Source organism: Mesorhizobium sp. L-8-10 (genome assembly GCF_016756635.1).
Lineage (GTDB): Bacteria > Pseudomonadota > Alphaproteobacteria > Rhizobiales > Rhizobiaceae.
Genome location: NZ_AP023263.1, coordinates 5,124,017 through 5,140,991 on the forward strand (window position 1 = coordinate 5,124,017; position 16,975 = coordinate 5,140,991).

General features: G+C 63.5%; 16 protein-coding genes. 4 read left to right on the forward strand and 12 right to left on the reverse strand.

Translation table 11 applies throughout. From position 1 onward, the window contains the following. Positions 1-54: 54 nt before the first annotated feature. Together kdsA and JN280_RS23755 are read right to left on the reverse strand one after the other, a co-directional pair. Entirely contained in the window at positions 55-885 is an 831-nt protein-coding gene (gene kdsA, locus JN280_RS23750) for a 3-deoxy-8-phosphooctulonate synthase (protein ID WP_202305880.1), read from the reverse strand. A 103-nt stretch (positions 886-988) separates the two neighbouring features. Next, positions 989-2,227, reverse strand: coding sequence for a TCR/Tet family MFS transporter (locus JN280_RS23755; RefSeq protein ID WP_202305882.1), 1,239 nt, complete (start codon positions 2,225-2,227; stop codon positions 989-991). A 739-nt stretch (positions 2,228-2,966) separates the two neighbouring features. Here JN280_RS23755 and JN280_RS23760 point away from each other — a divergent pair. Both JN280_RS23760 and rimO read left to right on the forward strand, forming a co-directional pair. Then, positions 2,967-3,659 (forward strand): TerC family protein, encoded by a 693-nt coding sequence (locus JN280_RS23760; RefSeq protein WP_202305884.1) that lies wholly within the window; start codon positions 2,967-2,969, stop codon positions 3,657-3,659. A 221-nt stretch (positions 3,660-3,880) separates the two neighbouring features. Then, positions 3,881-5,200 (forward strand): 30S ribosomal protein S12 methylthiotransferase RimO, encoded by a 1,320-nt coding sequence (rimO, locus tag JN280_RS23765; protein ID WP_202305886.1) that lies wholly within the window; start codon positions 3,881-3,883, stop codon positions 5,198-5,200. 27 nt (positions 5,201-5,227) lie between these two features. Here rimO and JN280_RS23770 read toward each other — a convergent pair whose 3' ends face one another. From JN280_RS23770 to JN280_RS23810, 9 genes are all read right to left on the reverse strand, one after another. Continuing rightward, positions 5,228-5,854: a glutathione S-transferase family protein gene (locus JN280_RS23770; protein WP_202305888.1), complete on the reverse strand. Its 627-nt coding sequence runs from the start codon at positions 5,852-5,854 to the stop codon at positions 5,228-5,230. Between the two features lie 165 nt (positions 5,855-6,019). Next, complete coding sequence (locus JN280_RS23775; RefSeq protein ID WP_202305890.1) at positions 6,020-7,093, reverse strand: BMP family ABC transporter substrate-binding protein; 1,074 nt, start codon at positions 7,091-7,093, stop codon at positions 6,020-6,022. 52 nt (positions 7,094-7,145) lie between these two features. After that, positions 7,146-8,060, reverse strand: a complete 915-nt coding sequence (locus tag JN280_RS23780; RefSeq protein ID WP_202305892.1) for an ABC transporter permease — start codon at positions 8,058-8,060, stop codon at positions 7,146-7,148. Continuing rightward, positions 8,053-9,153: an ABC transporter permease gene (locus JN280_RS23785; protein WP_202315008.1), complete on the reverse strand. Its 1,101-nt coding sequence runs from the start codon at positions 9,151-9,153 to the stop codon at positions 8,053-8,055. The genes JN280_RS23780 and JN280_RS23785 overlap by 8 nt, the downstream gene beginning before the upstream one ends. Next, complete coding sequence (locus JN280_RS23790) at positions 9,150-10,715, reverse strand: ABC transporter ATP-binding protein (protein WP_202305894.1); 1,566 nt, start codon at positions 10,713-10,715, stop codon at positions 9,150-9,152. Before JN280_RS23790 ends, JN280_RS23785 begins: the two co-directional genes overlap by 4 nt. Before the next feature lie 195 nt (positions 10,716-10,910). Next, positions 10,911-11,888, reverse strand: coding sequence for a quinone oxidoreductase family protein (locus JN280_RS23795; protein ID WP_202305896.1), 978 nt, complete (start codon positions 11,886-11,888; stop codon positions 10,911-10,913). 2 nt (positions 11,889-11,890) lie between these two features. Beyond that, complete coding sequence (gene pcsA / locus JN280_RS23800; RefSeq protein WP_202315009.1) at positions 11,891-12,613, reverse strand: phosphatidylcholine synthase; 723 nt, start codon at positions 12,611-12,613, stop codon at positions 11,891-11,893. A gap of 2 nt (positions 12,614-12,615) precedes the next feature. Then, a complete protein-coding gene (locus JN280_RS23805) occupies positions 12,616-13,230 on the reverse strand; it encodes a DUF1326 domain-containing protein (protein WP_202305898.1) in 615 nt (204 codons plus the stop codon). Between the two features lie 14 nt (positions 13,231-13,244). Beyond that, a complete protein-coding gene (locus JN280_RS23810) occupies positions 13,245-14,135 on the reverse strand; it encodes a DUF2182 domain-containing protein (protein WP_202305899.1) in 891 nt (296 codons plus the stop codon). Positions 14,136-14,312: 177 nt separating this feature from the next. On the opposite strand from JN280_RS23810, the gene JN280_RS23815 reads away from it, so the two are divergent. After that, positions 14,313-15,524, forward strand: a complete 1,212-nt coding sequence (locus tag JN280_RS23815; RefSeq protein ID WP_202305900.1) for a UbiH/UbiF family hydroxylase — start codon at positions 14,313-14,315, stop codon at positions 15,522-15,524. Here the strand turns inward: JN280_RS23815 and JN280_RS23820 are convergent. Continuing rightward, positions 15,501-16,466 carry an AEC family transporter gene (locus JN280_RS23820; protein WP_202305901.1) on the reverse strand — a complete coding sequence of 322 codons (966 nt, stop codon included), beginning with the start codon at positions 16,464-16,466 and terminating at the stop codon, positions 15,501-15,503. The two genes, JN280_RS23815 and JN280_RS23820, sit on opposite strands and share 24 nt — an antisense overlap. A 94-nt stretch (positions 16,467-16,560) precedes the next feature. Here JN280_RS23820 and hspQ point away from each other — a divergent pair, with 94 nt between their 5' ends. After that, the gene (gene hspQ / locus JN280_RS23825) at positions 16,561-16,896 is read left to right on the forward strand and encodes a heat shock protein HspQ (RefSeq protein ID WP_202305905.1); all 336 of its coding nucleotides are present in this window, start codon (positions 16,561-16,563) and stop codon (positions 16,894-16,896) included. The last annotated feature ends 79 nt before the right edge of the window (positions 16,897-16,975 follow it).

Sequence of the window (16,975 nt, forward strand, 5' to 3'; positions counted from 1 at the left end):
CGAAAGACTACCGCCGCACGAAGAGCGGCTCAAGTACCGCCAAGAATATTCGCGTCATGCCTTTGCGACCCGGTCGAAAGCCATAAGTCTTTCAAGCAAAGCTGGCATCTCGTGGAGGGGCACCATGTTCGGGCCGTCCGATGGCGCGTTGTCGGGATCCTGGTGGGTCTCGATGAAGACACCGGCGATGCCGACAGCCACCGCGGCGCGTGCAAGCGTCTCGACGAAGCGGCGTTCACCGCCCGTGGAGCCGCCCTTGCCGCCCGGTTGCTGCACGGAATGCGTGGCGTCGAAGATCACCGGAGCGCCGATCTCGGCCATGATCGGCAGCGAACGCATGTCGGAAACCAGCGTGTTGTAGCCGAAGGAAGCGCCCCGTTCGGTGACCAGAACGTTCGGATTGCCGGAGCCGGTGACTTTGGCCACGACGTTCTTCATGTCCCAAGGCGCCAGGAACTGGCCCTTCTTTACATTGACGATCTTGCCGGTTTCGGCGGCAGCCACCAAGAGATCGGTCTGGCGCGACAGGAAGGCCGGGATCTGCAGTATGTCGACGACGTCGGCGACGATGGCGCACTGCTCCGCAGTATGGACGTCCGTCAGCACCGGCAGGTCGAATTCCTTGCGCAGATCGGCGAAAACAGTCAGGGCGGCGTCGAGCCCGGCGCCACGCTGCCCTGAGAGCGACGTGCGGTTGGCCTTGTCGAAGCTGGTCTTGTAGACGAAGCCTATGCCCAGCCGGCCGGTCATGTCCTTGATCGCCCCCGCCATATCGAAGGCGTGCTGCCGCGATTCCAGCTGGCAGGGCCCGGCGATGAGCGCCAGCGGCGCATCATTGGCGAAAACGACATTTCCTGCGGAGACGTTCTTGTTGGGATTGGTCATGTTGCCTCGAATGCGCATCACGGCGACCCTGCTTGGCCGCCAATGACGCGCTTGCCCTGTGGTTGCGGTCGTGCCCGGCTTTTATCCCCAGCCGGGCCATTTGTCATGCCGGCTGCTCGCGCCGTTCTGCCTGCTTCGCGACAACCCAACCGAGAATGGCACCGGCCAGCAGCACCCCCGCCGCGATCAGGAACGATGCGCCCGCGTAGGGAAGCCAAGAGTCTGCACGCAGGCTGAACGCGTAGACCGCACCGAAGAACAAGGGCGAGACGACGCCGGCGACGCTCGCCACGCTCATATTGGCGCCCTGCAGCTGACCTTGCTCCGATTCCGAGACGCGCTGGGTCATCAGCGACTGGATCGTCGGCATCGCCAGGCCCCACAAGGCGTTGGGCACCATGGAGAGCGTGAACAGAATCCCGGTCGGCGCAAGGCCCATGCAGGCGACACCGACGGCGCCGCCGAACAGGCCGAACACCATGACCGCCCGATCGCCGAAACGTTTCACAGCGGGGCCGACCAGAACGCCCTGGACCGTCATGTCGAGAGCCCCGACCAGCGCAAGAAGCGCACCGACCTGCCATGGCCCCCAGCCATAGCGGTACGCGGCATAGAGCACGAACACCGCCGAGAAGACGTGGTGGGCGAAGTGCAGAAGGAAGTTGACCGTCGCCAGGCCGGTGAGCTCGGGGTGCGAACCGAGCAGCTTCACGGCGCCGAAGGGATTCGCCCGCCGCCAGGAGAAGGCCATCCGCTTTTCTGGCCGCAGCGATTCCGGCAGGATCAGCAGACCGTAGAGGAAGGCCACGCCCGAGAGCCCTGCCGCAAACCAGAAGGGCGCGCGCGGCGAAATCTCGCCGAGGAATCCACCGACCAGGGGACCCAGGACGAAGCCGCCCGAAAAGGCCGCGCCTATGAGCCCGTAACCGCGCGCACGGTCTTCCGGAGCGGTAATGTCGGCCATATAGGCGAAGACGGTGGTGAAGCTCGACGAGGTGACGCCGGCGACAAGCCGGCCGAGCGCCAGCCACCACAGGCTGGGCGCCAGTGCCATCAGCACATAGTCCGCGGCGAGCCCGGCGCAGGACAAGAGGATGACGGGTCGGCGGCCATAGCGATCCGAGAGCGAGCCGATAACAGGCGAAGCCACGAACTGCATGCCGGCCCACAGCGCTACGAAGACGCCGTTGATCCAGCCGGCCTCGGCGTTCGAGCCGACGAACTCCTCGATCAGCGAGGGAAACACCGGGATGATGATGCCCATCGCCACGATGTCGAGCACCGCGGTGACGAAGATGAATGCTATGACGGCCCTGCGACGGGATCCGGACAGGATGGACATGGCTTGCAGCTCTCTGCTTGCGACGGCCTGGCAACCAGGCGGCCTCCGGAAAACGCGAAGCCAGACCGGCAGCTTGAGGTCCCTGGCAGTCGAGAACGAATGCCGACGCCCGCGCGGAGCGGCCTTATAGTCCGGCCGCCCTGTCCTGGCTACCCGTCACACCGAGCCTCCTGCCAGCAGTCTGTCAGGAGGCTGCTGACATCTGGCCGGCAGGCGTCGCTCGCCAATTGCGGACGGCACTCCGGTCCCGGCAATTGCCGTAGGTTGCAGCCGAAAGAGCTAGATATTTCATGGATGCTATACTTCGCCGGATGGAGGTCCACCAACGTCTGAACCGACGGATATCCGCTACTCCCAACGTAGCGGTATCGCGGTGCGAATTGTGACATATTCTGTGAACCGCCTCACGAAGGCTAACAGGCGCAGTGCCATCCCCGCCCCGCGGGCACTGACTGGGTCCCCGCCAAAAAAGCCCGGTGCCTGCAGCGGCTGCAGACGTTTCGGGTCGCCTGTTAATCTGGCCTTGGGATCGGGGCACCGCCAGCTTTGCTCGTCAACCGCCTTTAGGCGCCGCCCCGTCGCGCTAGAGCAGGCGGCTTCTTTCTCGCAATGGCCCGGAGCCGCCGGGCTTCTAAGTGCTGAAAATCGATCGCTGTGCAGGCAATTCTTGACGCGAGCCCAATTCGCACGTTAACGGGCTTGTCACATCGCCGCGCGCGGACGGGAAGGTCGCCAGTATATGGAAATCTTTACCACTGCTGGCCTGTCGGCGCTCCTTCAGGTCATTGCCATTGATCTTGTGCTGGCCGGCGACAATGCGATTGTCATCGGTCTGGCGGCGGCCGGGCTGCCGTCCAGCCAACGCAAGAAAGCCATCCTGATCGGCATCGGAGCCGCGACCGTGCTGCGCATCGGGTTTGCATTGATCACCACCTGGCTGCTGAAGATCGGGCCGATGCTCCTTATCGCCGGCGGTCTCCTGCTGCTCTGGGTATGCTGGAAGATGTGGCGCGAACTGCGTGTCACCTACGAAGCCGAACACGATGCTACCGAAGCCCTCTCCGCCGCGGATCTGAACGCAGACGGAGCCGCGGGCGGCAAGCCGCCGACAAAGACCTTCGCCCAGGCCGCGTGGCAGATCGTCATCGCCGACGTGTCGATGTCGCTGGACAATGTGCTGGCAGTGGCGGGTGCGGCTTTGGAACATCCGACCGTGCTGATCTTCGGCCTCGCCCTCTCCGTGGCGCTGATGGGCTTCGCCGCATCCTTCGTGGCCCGGCTGCTCCACAAATATCGCTGGATCGCCTATGTCGGCCTGCTGATCGTCCTTTATGTCGCGCTGAGGATGCTGGCGGGCGGTGCGGTGGAGCAGTTTCCCGATCAGTTCGGCTTCCTGAGCCCCTGGCTAGGGTCGAAAAGCGGCGGCCACTAGAGCGGCGGACGCAGCGATGGCCGGCCACGATTGGGCCGCATTGTTTCGGCAAGGGGCCCCTTCGGCTGCGGTTGGGAGAACAGCTTCGCCGCCGCGCCCCTGATCGCATTCCTGACCGGATCGGTACGCGCTCGCGTCATTTGGCGCGCTCGCGACGATACCATTCCGGTTTGAACTGTGTTACGCCGCCGCCGTTTCATCGACAAAGCCGGAACCGAAGAATGTCCGCCGCAGCCCCTCGCGTCAGTTTCGTCAGCCTCGGATGCCCGAAGGCGCTCGTCGATTCCGAGCGGATCATCACCCGCCTTCGCGCCGAGGGGTACGAGATCTCGCGCAAGCACGACGGTGCGGACCTCGTGGTGGTCAACACCTGCGGATTCCTCGACTCCGCGCGCGACGAGTCGCTCAACGCCATCGGCGCGGCGCTGTCGGAGAACGGCAGGGTCATTGTCACCGGCTGCCTCGGAGCCGAACCGGAGGTGATCCGCGAAAAGCATCCCAACGTGCTCGCCATCACCGGGCCGCAGGCTTATGAGAGCGTCATGGCGGCCGTGCACGAGGCGGCGCCGCCGGCGCATGATCCCTTCGTCGATCTGCTGCCGCCGCAAGGTGTGAAGCTGACGCCCCGGCACTACGCCTATCTGAAGATTTCCGAGGGCTGCAACAATCGGTGCAGCTTCTGTATCATCCCTGCCCTGCGCGGCGACCTCGTTTCACGGCCCGCGGCCGACGTTCTTCGCGAGGCGGAGAGGCTGGCCGCGGCCGGCGTGAAGGAGATTCTGCTCATTTCCCAGGACACCAGCGCTTATGGTATCGACCTGAAATACCAGGCGAGCCGCTGGAAGGATCGCGAGGTGCACGCCAAGTTCCTCGATCTCAGCCGTGAGCTGGGCGAACTCGGGATCTGGGTCCGTTTGCACTATGTCTATCCCTATCCGCATGTCGACGAGGTCATTCCGCTGATGGCGGACGGCAAGATCCTTCCCTATCTGGACATACCCTTCCAGCATGCTTCCCCGCAGGTGCTGAAGAACATGCGCCGTCCGGCTCATCAGGAAAAGACGCTGGATCGGATCCGGCGCTGGCGCGAGATCTGCCCTGATCTTGCGGTTCGCTCCACCTTCATCGTGGGCTTTCCCGGCGAGACCGACGAGGATTTCGAGATGCTGCTCGACTGGCTCGACGAGGCCAGGATCGACCGTGCAGGCTGCTTCAAATACGAGCCGGTCAAGGGTGCGCGATCCAACGATCTCGGACTTGCCGAGGTCCCGCAGGCGATCAAGGAGGCGCGCTGGCACCGGTTCATGCAACGCCAACAGAAGGTCTCTGCTGCTCAGTTGCAGAAGAAGGTGGGGAAGCGCCTGCCCGTCCTCGTCGACGAGGCGCATGGCACCGCCGGCAAGGGCCGCACCAAATATGACGCGCCGGAGATCGACGGTTGCGTCCACATCCAGTCACGACGTCCGCTCAGGGTCGGCGACATCGTCACGGTCAAGGTCGACCGCGCCGATGCCTACGATCTCTACGGGACGGCCGTCTGAGGGGCGATCCGGCGAGGCCTGCCCGGGTTAGAATGCGATCGGGGTCACCTTGTGGATGAGCTCGGCGTCCTTTGCCATGTACCGCCCGAAGGCCGGGCGTTCGCTCACCCGGGCGAGATAGTCCTGAAAGACCGGACGCTCGGGCAGCACCTTCAGGATGTTCATCACGAAATGGATGCCGCTGCCGAACTGCGTGTCGGCGGCTGTAAATTTGTTTCCTGCGATATACGGGTGCTTCGCCAGGCGCTTCTCAAGATTTCTCACCATGTCGTCGAAGCTGCCGAAGGAGAAAGCGCTGGGGCGGTATTCCCAGCCCTGGGCACGTGCGGCGGCGGCGGGGTCGAATACTGAATCGGAATAGACGAGCCAGGTCAGGAAATCAGCACGGTTTGCATCCCCGGGCTTCGGGGCGAGCCCGGCCTCCGGAAAAACCTCGGTCAGATAGAGAACGATCGCCGCCCTTTCGGTGACGATGGTTCCGTTGTGGTCGATCGCCGGCACCTTCTTGTTTGGCTGGATATCCCGATAGGCTTCCGGAACGCCGCCCGGTGCCCTGATGTCGACGAGTTCGATCTCATAGGGTTGCCCGATCTCCTCCAGCAGCCAATGGATGCCCGCCGAGCGCGACCAGGGTGTGTGATAGAACTTCAACATCGGGCTACCTCCTTCATGAAAGCTGCCGCGACCTTATCAGGCGGATCCTGACAGCCGCCTGTCAGGAGGTTTGGCAGGAGGTCGAGGCCCCGGCGAAGCACGCCGAGAATAGCGACAAAGGGCGCCTGGTCACGGACGCCCTTTGTGCAAGAACCGCTGCGCCGATTATTGAGGCAGCTTGTCGTCGACGCCTTTCACGTAGAAATTCAGTCCGAGCAGCGTGCCGACATCGGCTTTTTCGCCGGCCTTCAGCCATTCGCTGCCGTCCTGCTTGCTGATCGGGCCGGTATAGGGGTCGAATTCGCCCGACTTGATCTTGCCTTCGATGGATGCAGCCAGCGCCTTCACGTCATCAGGCATGTTTGCGTAAGCCGCCATGACGACATGGCCTTCCTTCATGCCACCCCAGACATCCTGCTGTTTCCAGCTACCGTCCATCACGGCCTTGACCCGTTCGGTATAATACGGCCCCCAATTGTCGACGATCGAGGTCAACTGCGTCTCGGGTCCGAATTTGATCATATCGGAGGCCTGGCCGAAGGCCTTGATGCCGCGCTCGGTCGCCACCTGCATCGGGGCGGTGGAGTCGGTGTGCTGGGTGACGATGTCCACACCCTGGTCGATCAGCGCCTTGGCCGCATCGGCTTCCTTGCCGGGATCGAACCAGGTGTTGGCCCACACGACCTTGACCTTGAAGTCCGGGTTCACCGACTGCGCGCCGAGCACGAAAGCATTGATGCCCAGCACCACTTCGGGGATCGGGAAGGAAGCGATGTAACCTGCGACGCCCGCCTTCGACATCTTCGCCGCGATCACCCCCTGGACGTAGCGGCCTTCATGGAACTTGGAATTGTAGGTCGAGACGTTCGGGTGCTCGCGTTTGTAGCCGGTCGCGTGCTCGAATTTCACATCGGGAAATTTTGCCGCGACCTTGTTGGTCGGGTCCATATAGCCGAAGGACGTCGTGAAGATGATGTTGCAGCCGGAACGGGCAAAGCGTTCGATCGCGCGTTCGGCGTCGGCACCTTCGGGCACACTTTCCAGGTAGGCCAGTTCGACATTGTCCTCGCCGAGATTCTTCTGCATCTCGAGCGCGCCCTGATGATGCTGATATGACCAGCCGAAATCGCCGATCGGTCCGACATAGATGAAACAGGCCTTCGTCTTGGCTTCTGCCGCCATCGTGCCGAATGACAGCACCGCCGCCGCGGCGGCATATGCCAGAATGGTTTTCTTCATGGTGTTCGTCCTCTTTCGGTTGTTGCCTGGGGCGCTGTCCCGTCCCTTGCGGTCAGCGATCTGGCACAAACGGCAGCCCCAGAGAAGCCGGTGTGTTGACCATGGTCGATCGTCTGTTGCGCGAGATTAGAACAAGCACGACGATGGTCGCCAGATAGGGAAGCGAAGAAAGCAGCTGCGAGGGAACACCTATCCCCAGCGCCTGCGCGTGAAGCTGGCCAATCGAGACCGCGCCGAACAGGTAGGCTCCGGCCAGTACCCGCCAGGGGCGCCAAGAGGCGAAGACGACAAGCGCCAGCGCGATCCAGCCACGTCCCGCGGTCATGTTCTCAATCCACTGCGGCGTGTAGACGAGCGACAGATAGGCGCCGGCAAGCCCCGCGCAGGCGCCGCCGAACATGACCGCCAGATAGCGGATCCCGATAACGCTGATCCCGAGCGCGTGGGCCGAGGCATGATTGTCGCCGACAGAGCGCAAGGTCAAGCCGACCCGCGACCGGAACAGGAACCAGGCGACCGCGGCGGTCAGAATGATCGAAATATAGAAGACGGGATCTTGCCCGAACGCCAGCTGACCGACCAACGGCAGGTCGGAGAGATAGGGGATATGGATGCTGGTCAGCTTGATGCCCGGCAATCCGACGAAGGCTTCGCCGAGCATGCCCGAAAGACCGAGGCCGAGCAGCGTCAGGGCAAGGCCGGTCGCGACCTGGTTCGTCACCAGCGTCAGGGTGAGGAAGCCGAAGAGCAGGGAAAACGCTGCACCGACCACGATGGCCGATCCGACCCCGAGCCAAGGCGACCCGGTCGCATAGGCGACACCGAAGCCGGTAACCGCGCCCATGATCATCATGCCTTCAACGCCGAGGTTGAGCACGCCCGAGCGTTCGACGACCAGTTCCCCCATTGCGGCGATCAGCAGCGGCGTCGCGGCCGTCGCGATCGTGATCAGGATGTCTTCAAGCATTTTGCGTTGCCTCCCCAGTCTTCGCGGTCACGCCGACGAAGCGGATGCGGTAGTGGATGAGCGTGTCGCAGGCGAGCACGAAGAAGAGCAGCATGCCCTGGAACGCGCGTACCACCTTGTCCGAGACGCCGATCGAGATCTGCGCTGCCTCGCCGCCGAGATAGGAAAGCGCCAGGACCAGACCCGCGGCGACGATGCCGAGCGGATTGAGGCGGCCAAGGAAGGCGACGATGATCGCGGCAAAGCCGTAGCCGGGCGAAATGACAGGCCGAAGCTGACCGATCGCGCCGGACACTTCTGATATCCCGGCGAGGCCCGCCAGAGCGCCCGACACCAGGAAAGCGAAGAAAACCATGCGCGCCGAGGAGAAGCCGGCGAAGCGCCCTGCCCTCGGGCTCTGGCCGAGGACCTTGACCTCGAAGCCGCGCAGCGTCTTGGACAACATGAACCAGAGGGCGACAGCGGCGATCAGGGCAAAGACGAACCCCCAATGAGCTCGACCCGAATTCGGCCAGATCTCCGGCAAGATGGCATAGCCGTGGAAATTGCGCGTCTCCGGGAAGTTCATGCCCTCCGGATTCCGCCAAGGGCCACGCACCATCCAGTCGAGGAACAACTGCGCCACATAGACGAGCATCAGGCTGGTCAGGATCTCGTTGGTGTTGAAGCGTGTCTTGAGCCAGGCGGGAATCGCGGCGTAGGCGGCGCCGCCGGCCATGCCCAGGATCAGCATCAGGGGCAGCACGATCCACGACTGGAAGGCCGGAAAGACGACCGGCAGGATGGAGCCCGCTATGGCGCCGATGATGAGTTGGCCCTCGGCGCCGATATTCCAGTTGTTGGAAAGATAGCAGATCGACAGTCCGACCCCGATCAGGATCAACGGTGCGGCCTTCACCGCCAGTTCGTGCAGCGACCAGACCTCGCGAAGCGGATCGATGAAGTAATAGAAGAGCGCGTCGGCGGGGTTCTTGCCGAGGGCCGAAAACATGATGGCGCCGGCGACGAGCGTCAGCGCGAGAGCGATGAAGGGCGACAGCGCGCTGAACAGCGCCGATTGCTGAGGCCTCTTGACGAGTTCGATGCGCATCAGGCCGTCTCCGGAGTGTGTTCGATATGGCCGGGCTCGGCACCGCCCATCAGCAGGCCGATCTTCTCGAAGGTCGCCTCGGCGCGAGGAATGGGGGCGGACAGTTCGCCATTGTGCATTACGGCGATCGCGTCGGAGATCTCGAACAACTCGTCGAGGTCCTGGCTGATCACCAGCACTGCGGAGCCGTTGCGTGCAAGCTCGATCAGCGCCTGGCGGATTCGCGCCGCAGCGCCCGCGTCGACGCCCCAGGTCGGCTGGTTGACGACCATCACTGCCGGCTGCCTGTCGAGTTCGCGGCCGACGATGAACTTCTGCAGGTTGCCGCCCGACAGGGAGGCCGCCTCAGGGTCCACGGCGCTCTTGCGCACGTCCATCACCTGAATGATGCGTTGCGCGGCGGCAGCGATCGCGCTCGTCTTGATGATGCCGGCAGCACCAAGATAGCTCCTTGCGTCGGTGGCGTGGCGCGACAGGAGCAGGTTCTCCGAGAGCTTCGTGCGCGGCGCCGCGCCATGGCCCAGTCGCTCCTCGGGCACGAAGGCGGCGCCGAGGATCCTGCGGCCGGAGATCGGCAGACGGCCCGCGTCCTTGTTGCGGATGCGGATCGTGCCCGGCTCCTTCTGCAGCACCTCGCCGGACACGGCCTCGAAGAATTCGCCCTGGCCGTTCCCGGCGACGCCGGCAATTCCGATCACCTCGCCGGCGCGCACATCGAGATTGATGTCGCGCAGCGGAATCGAGAATGGTGTCGCCGGGGCGCGGTTGAGCTTGCGGATCTCGAGCAGGGCTTCGGTGCGCCCGGTGTCCGGAGCAGGCGCACGAACGACCGCCTGCACTTCGCTACCGACCATCAGCCGGGCGAGCGAGGCGGCGGTCTCCTTGCGCGGGTCGCAGTGGCCGACCACCTTCCCGTGGCGCAGCACGGTGGCACGATCGCACATGCGCTTCACCTCTTCGAGGCGATGCGAAATATAGAGGATCGACTTGCCTTCGGCCCGCAATCGTTCCAGCGTCTCGAACAGCTTGTCCGCTTCCTGCGGCGTAAGCACGGAGGTCGGTTCATCCAGGATGATCAGTTCCGGCGTCTGCAGCAGGCAGCGGATGATCTCGATGCGTTGCCGCTCGCCGACCGACAGGTCGCCGACCAGCGAATAGGGGTCGAGCGGCAGGCCGTAGCTGTAAGATAGCGCCTTCGCCTTGGCAGCGATCGTGCTGATCGGCGTGTCGTCATCGAGCGACAGGGCGATGTTCTCCGCCGCGGTCAGAGCCTCAAACAACGAAAAATGCTGAAAGACCATGCCGATGCCGAGCTTGCGCGCAGCATGGGGATTGGAAATTCGGACCGGCTCGCCTTTCCAGCGGATCTCGCCGGAATGGGGCTCGAGGGAGCCGAACAGCATTTTTACCAGCGTCGACTTGCCGGCGCCGTTCTCGCCCAGAAGAGCGTGTATTTCGCCCTTGCCGATTGTGAGGTCGATATTGTCGCAGGCCTTGAGCGTGCCGAATATCTTCGTCAGGCCCCGGACCTCGAGCAGGTTCTCGGTAGCGTCGTTAGCACTCACAGTGCCTCCCGGTCTGCATTCGGCAGACGTGTTCTATGTTCCCGAAACCATGGTAGGCGCGACTGGCCGACAACGCAAAGCGGCACGCATCTTGAAAGAGCTTCAAGAAAATCAGCAGGTGGCCGGGGCGCTTTTCATCGAAAGCAGCGGTGCCGTACCTGCCACCGTGCGGGTCGGGATCCGTTCGAATTCCCGTCACGGAATGAGGATTGTCGCTCCGGACGTCTTCCGGGCCTCCAGGTCTGTGTGCGCCTTCGCCGCATCCTTCAGCGCATACCGCTGATTGATCCTGACATCGATGACCCCGGCTGCAACGAGGTCGAAGAGAGCCTTGGCTCCAGCTTCGAGATCGGTTCGTTTCGCGATGTAGGTGAAGAGGGTCGGCCGCGTGGCGTAGAGCGATCCTTTCTGCGACAGGAGCGCCATGTTGAATGGCGGGATCGGACCGGACGACTGGCCGAAGCTGACGAAAATGCCGAGCGGCTTCAGGCAGTCGAGCGATCCCGGGAAGGTGTCCTTGCCCACGGAATCATAGACCACATCGCACTTTGCTCCCGCCGTGATCTCGTTCACCGCGGCGACGAAGTCTGTGTCACGGTAGTTGATCACATGGTCGTAGCCAAGCTGCCCGGCCAATGCCACCTTTTCGGCGGAACCGGCGGTGCCGATGACGGTGGCGCCGATGTGCTTTGCCCACTGGCCGGCGATCAGGCCGACGCCGCCGGCCGCGGCATGGAAAAGAACGGTGTCGCCCGGCTTCACCTTGAAGGTGCGGCGCAAAAGATATTCCGCCGTCAGGCCCTTCAGCATCAGCGCGGCAGCCTGCTCGTCCGAGACACCGTCGGGGATCATGACGAGGCGCTCGGCCGGGACGACGCGCTCTTCGCAGTAGGCGCCGGTCGGTATCGTGTAAGCGACGCGGTCGCCGGGCTTCAGCCAGTCGACGCCCTTGCCCGTTTCCAGCACGGTGCCCGCCGCTTCGCCGCCCGGCACGAGCGGCAGGCCGTTCGGCGCCGGATAGAGGCCGCTGCGGAAGTAGGTGTCGAGGAAGTTGAGGCCGATCGCCCGGTGGCGGATCAGCACCTGGCCGGCACCCGGTTTGTCCGCGTCGACGTCGTCATAAGACAGCACCTCCGGACCGCCGTGGGCGTGGATCCTGACAGCTTTGGACATGTTCAGCTCTTCTTCAGACCGAGATTGGGGAATGCCTGCATCACGCCGCCGATGACGAACAGATAGATGCCTGTGATGGCGATGCCGATCTTGACGAACTGCGCCGCATGCATGTCCTGGATCAGCGCGATGCCGCCGAAGAGACACCACAGCAGCGTCATCGGCAGGTTGATGACGCGCAGCCGGACGACACGGACCGGATGCAGGAAGTTCATGGGCACGAAGGTCAATATGCCGGCGATGACGACGACCGCGAAGGACACCTGCTCGCCCGGTTCGATGACGAACAGAGTGAACACGATCATGTTCCAGACAACGGGGAAACCCTTGAAGAAATTCTCCTTGGTCTTCATTCCGGTGTCGGCATAGTAGATGGCGCTCGACACGACGATGATCGCCGCCGACAGGAACGACAGGCCCTCGCCCATGAAGCCGCGCTGATAGAGCGCGAAGGCCGGGATGAGGACATAGGTCATGTAGTCGATGATGTTGTCGAGCAACTCGCCTGACCAGGTCGGCAGGATTTCCTTGACCTGAAGCTTGCGCGCGATCGGCCCGTCGATGCCGTCGACGAGCAAGGCGAGCCCCAGCCACCAGAACATCGCCGTCCAGCGCTGCTCGCTGGCGGCCACGACAGACAGGAAAGCAAGAAACGAGCCGGAAGCCGTCAGCAGGTGAACCGAAAAGGCTCGGGCCTGCGGCCAGGTTACTTTTTGTTTCCTCAGGTTCACGGGCCGCGCCAGTCCAGCTTGCAGATCTCGGCCGAACGGCCGGCGAAGTTCCAGTTGCGCCCGAAGGCGCGCATCCGGCTCTTGTCGGAGCGGGCGACGATGACCTCCGGCGCGATCCAGTATTCGGAGTTGGTGATCACGGTGTCCTTGTCGCGGTCCTTGCCCGAGATCGGCGTTACCGCGCCGTCGATGATCTTCGGAATCTGGAAGATGCGTGTCTTGTCGCGGACCTCGTAGGTGATCGGGACCTGCTCGATGCCGAGGAACTTGCCGACCAGGATCGACAGCAGCGACGTCGTGCCGCCAGCCTTGCCCGAGAAGATCTTGCCGATCGCCTTGGTCGCGTAGATAGAGGCGCGCTCGTCCACGAACAGGCCGGCCGTCCAGTTGCCGCGGCTCATATAGCCGGGGATTTCCATGACCAGGCCGAGATTGAGCCCGGAGAGGTCGACATCGCCGAAATGACCGGCGTCGATGCGGAAGCCTGCCCAGGTCTGGCAATAACCCTCGGTGGGCGGATGGTTGCCGAGCGACAGCACACAGGGGCAGAAGACGGTGCAGTTGCAGGACAGCACCAGCTCTCCCTTCATCGCCCAGCTTTGGTCGGCCATCGATAGCGTCTCCGTTACACGGCAATTAATAGCAGGGCAGCACCCCACACAAGGAGTATCGCACCGGCCGCCATGGTCGGAAGCCGGCCCGGAACCTGTTTTTCCACGATGGTGAACAGTGCGATGAGAGCCATCCAGAAAAGGTTCATGATGCCGACGGCGAACATCACCAGCATGAGCGCCCAGCAGCAGCCGAGGCACCACAGCCCCTGCTCCATGCCGAGCGTGAAGATGCGGGATGGCCGCCGGCTCCAGCGCGAGAAAAGGATGTTGAAAGGATTGCGGCATTTCCTGAGGCAGGCATCCTTGAAACCGCTGAACTGGTAGAGCCCGGCAAAAATGAGGGCTGCTGCCGCCGCGCCTCCGCGAAGCGGCTCCGCGACGCTGCCGACCGGGCCGGCGTTCACGGCGATCGTAAGCCCGGCGAAAACAAAGGAAGCCGCCAGCCACACCGTGAGATACCCGCCGACCAGAACCATCGGATGCACCGCGCCCCCGCCCTTGGCGGCGGCCGTATCGGCGATCTCGCAATAAGTGCGGATCATCGGCACGGCCGACGGAAGCATCATGGCAAGCGCCATCAAGAGCCACATTGCCGTGAGCGCTGCGAACTGGCCGCCATATGCCGCGTCCAATGGCGCGGATGTCACGCAAAGCCGGAAGAAGGCGTCGAGGAACGCCGGCCACGGCAGCGAGGAAAGCGATTCGGCGAGACCCGCGCCCGGAGCGGCAGGTCCAGGCGTCAGCATCACGCTTCTCGCGGCCATGAGGGCCAGCAGGATCCATGAGAGACACACTGCCGCGCCCAACAGGGAATAGACCGTCCGGCGCGGCCGCACGGCAACGGCCGCCAGCGTCCGCCCGGCGACATCGAGATTGCCGAAGTCATCGTCCTTGCCCGCCACAGTCGATACGCCACGTTGATCGCGGTTGCCGCATTGCCATATACCGGGGCGGTGACGGATTTGAAGTGCCTGGTATCAGCAATTGACCGGCATGAACGTCATTCGCCCGATCGAGGTCAGCCGGCGGCCTGGATCCGGCATCGGTGGCGCCGGCGCTTTTTGATCGGAAACGGCATCTTGGACAGACAGGTCGAAAACGGGATTCTCATCGCGGGCACCGGGCCTGTCGGGCTGATCGCAGCGCTCGGCCTGGCGAGGAGCGGCTTCGCGGTGACCCTGGCCGGTCCCGAAGTGCGCAGCGACGACCGCCGCACGACAGCGCTCATGACGCCGGCGTTGAAATACCTGAACTCGCTCCACGTCCTGGCCACGATAGAATCGGATGCGGCGCCGCTCAGCGTCATGCGCATCGTCGATGGAACCAGCCGGCTGATCCGCAGCCCGGTGGTCACCTTTCGCGCGGCCGAGATCGGAGAACGCCATTTCGGCCTCAATATACCGAACCGCATCCTGAATGCCGCGCTCGAGCAAGCGGTACGGGCGGAACCGCTGATCGACTGGAAGAAGTCGCTGGTCTCGCGCTGGAATCTTGCCGGATCCGAGGCTGCGGCCGAACTGGCTGATGGGACCAGGCTTTCGGCCGCGCTGGCAGTGGCCGCTGACGGGCGCGCCTCGCCGGCCCGCGAGACCGCGGGGATCCGTACGACGATGCACGACTATCCGCAGGCGGCACTCGTTCTCAATTTCGGCCACAGCCGTGGCCACGGCTTCACCTCAACCGAGTTCCACACCGAGACCGGTCCGTTCACCCAGGTGCCTCTACCGGGCGACCGGTCCAGTCTCGTATGGGTCGTAAGGCCTGAAACGGCGGACGAGCTCGCCGCGCTCGACGATGCGACGCTGTCGATGAGGGTCGAGGAGAAGATGCAGTCGATGCTCGGCCGGGTGACTGTCGAACCCGGCCGCCAGATCTATCCGCTGTCCGCGACATTGCCCGCACGCTTCGCGCAGAACCGTGTGGCCCTGATCGGAGAGGCGGCACATGTGTTTCCTCCCATCGGCGCACAAGGTCTGAACCTCGGCGTCAGGGATGTCATCGACCTGGTCGAAACGGCTGCTGCGAACCGAGCCGACCCCGGCAGCGGGGCGACGCTGGCGGCTTATGACCGCAAGCGCCGGCCCGACATCCTGGCGCGCACCGGCGCTGTCAATCTACTCAACATGTCGCTCCTGTCGAACATGCTCCCGGCGCAGATGGCACGAAGCGCCGGCCTTGGTTTCCTGCGCGGCTTCGCGCCCGTTCGGGCATTCTTCATGCGCGAGGGCATGCAGCCGGGCAGCGGCCTGGCGTCAGCCCTGGCCGGCCTAAGGGAACAGATCCGGCGGTAGGACGCCGCTCTTGATGGCATAGAGCAGCGCTGTCACCGTTCCGACCGAGATGACTGTGGTGAGCAACACGCTTGCCGAAGCGCGCTGTACCCATACGCCGTATTGCTGGGCTATGACGAACACGTTGGTCGCCGTAGGCAGTGCAGCAAGAAGCACCGCCGAGAACAACCAGGTCGGCGGGTAGTCGCCGACCCAGCTCAGCACCAGGTAGCAGAGCAGCGGATGCACGACGAGCTTCAGTGCAGCGATCGGCGCGAGTTCCACCGGCACACGCTTCAACGGTCGCAGCGCGAGAGTGACGCCCATGGCGAACAGCGCACAAGGTGCTGCCGCGCGCGACAGATATTCGAGGAAGCGTTCGATCGGCACCGGTGGACGGAACTCGAAATAGGCGCCCGCGACGCCGACCGCCGTGGCGATGATGAAGGGATGGAACACGATCTTCCTGACGACGCCGAGCGCCAACGCGCCGGGGCTTGCCGCACGGTCGGCGCCCGACAGCGCCATCATCATCGGCGCGACCGCGAAATGGATGATGTTCTCGAAGCAGAAGATCAGGGCGACGGGCACCGCCGCCTCCTCGCCGAAAGCAAGCAGCGCCAGCCCCGGTCCCATATAGCCGATGTTGCCATAGGCGGCGGCGAGGCCCTTGACGGTCGATTCCGCGATCTCGCCGCGGGAGATGAGGTAGGACGCCACGAACATGATCAAGAAGATCACGTAGGTCGACAGGACGGCTCCGAAAATGAAGCCCCATTCGGTCAGACGTTCGAAGGGCGTCTTGGCCAGGAGTTGGAAGAACAGAGCCGGAAGCGCGACATAGATGATGAAGGTATTCATCCAGCCGAGCGCTTCCAGCGGCTGCCGGGTGATGCGCGCCACCAGGTAGCCCATGAAGATCAGGCCGAAGAAGGGCAGTACGAGGCCGATTACGTCAGACATCTGCGACCGCCTGGGCTGCCTTTGGGCGGTGCGTCAAAGGCGCACGGGATTGAATTGTGCGCTGCACTGCGCCAAATAGGGGGCGAGGTAGAGTATGATGACAGGCGTTAAGACAGCGAAGTTCCGGATCGGCCAGGTGGTGCGTCACAGGCTGTTTCCCTTCCGCGGCGTGATCTTCGACGTGGACCCGGAATTCGCCAATACCGAGGAATGGTATGAGGCCATTCCCGCGCAGGTCCGCCCGCGCAAGGACCAGCCCTTCTATCACCTGCTGGCGGAGAACGCCGAGACCGAATACATCGCTTATGTATCGGAGCAGAACCTGCTCGAGGACGACTCCGGCGAGCCGGTACGTCATCCGCAGTTGAAGGAAATGTTCGACGCCCTGCCCGATGGCGGCTACGAGCCCAAGGGCCGGGCGCATCATTGAAGAGAGCGAGTAGCGAATAGCATGTAGCGAATAGGGGGAATTTGCCGCTCCCTATTCGCTACCGACTATTCGCTATTCG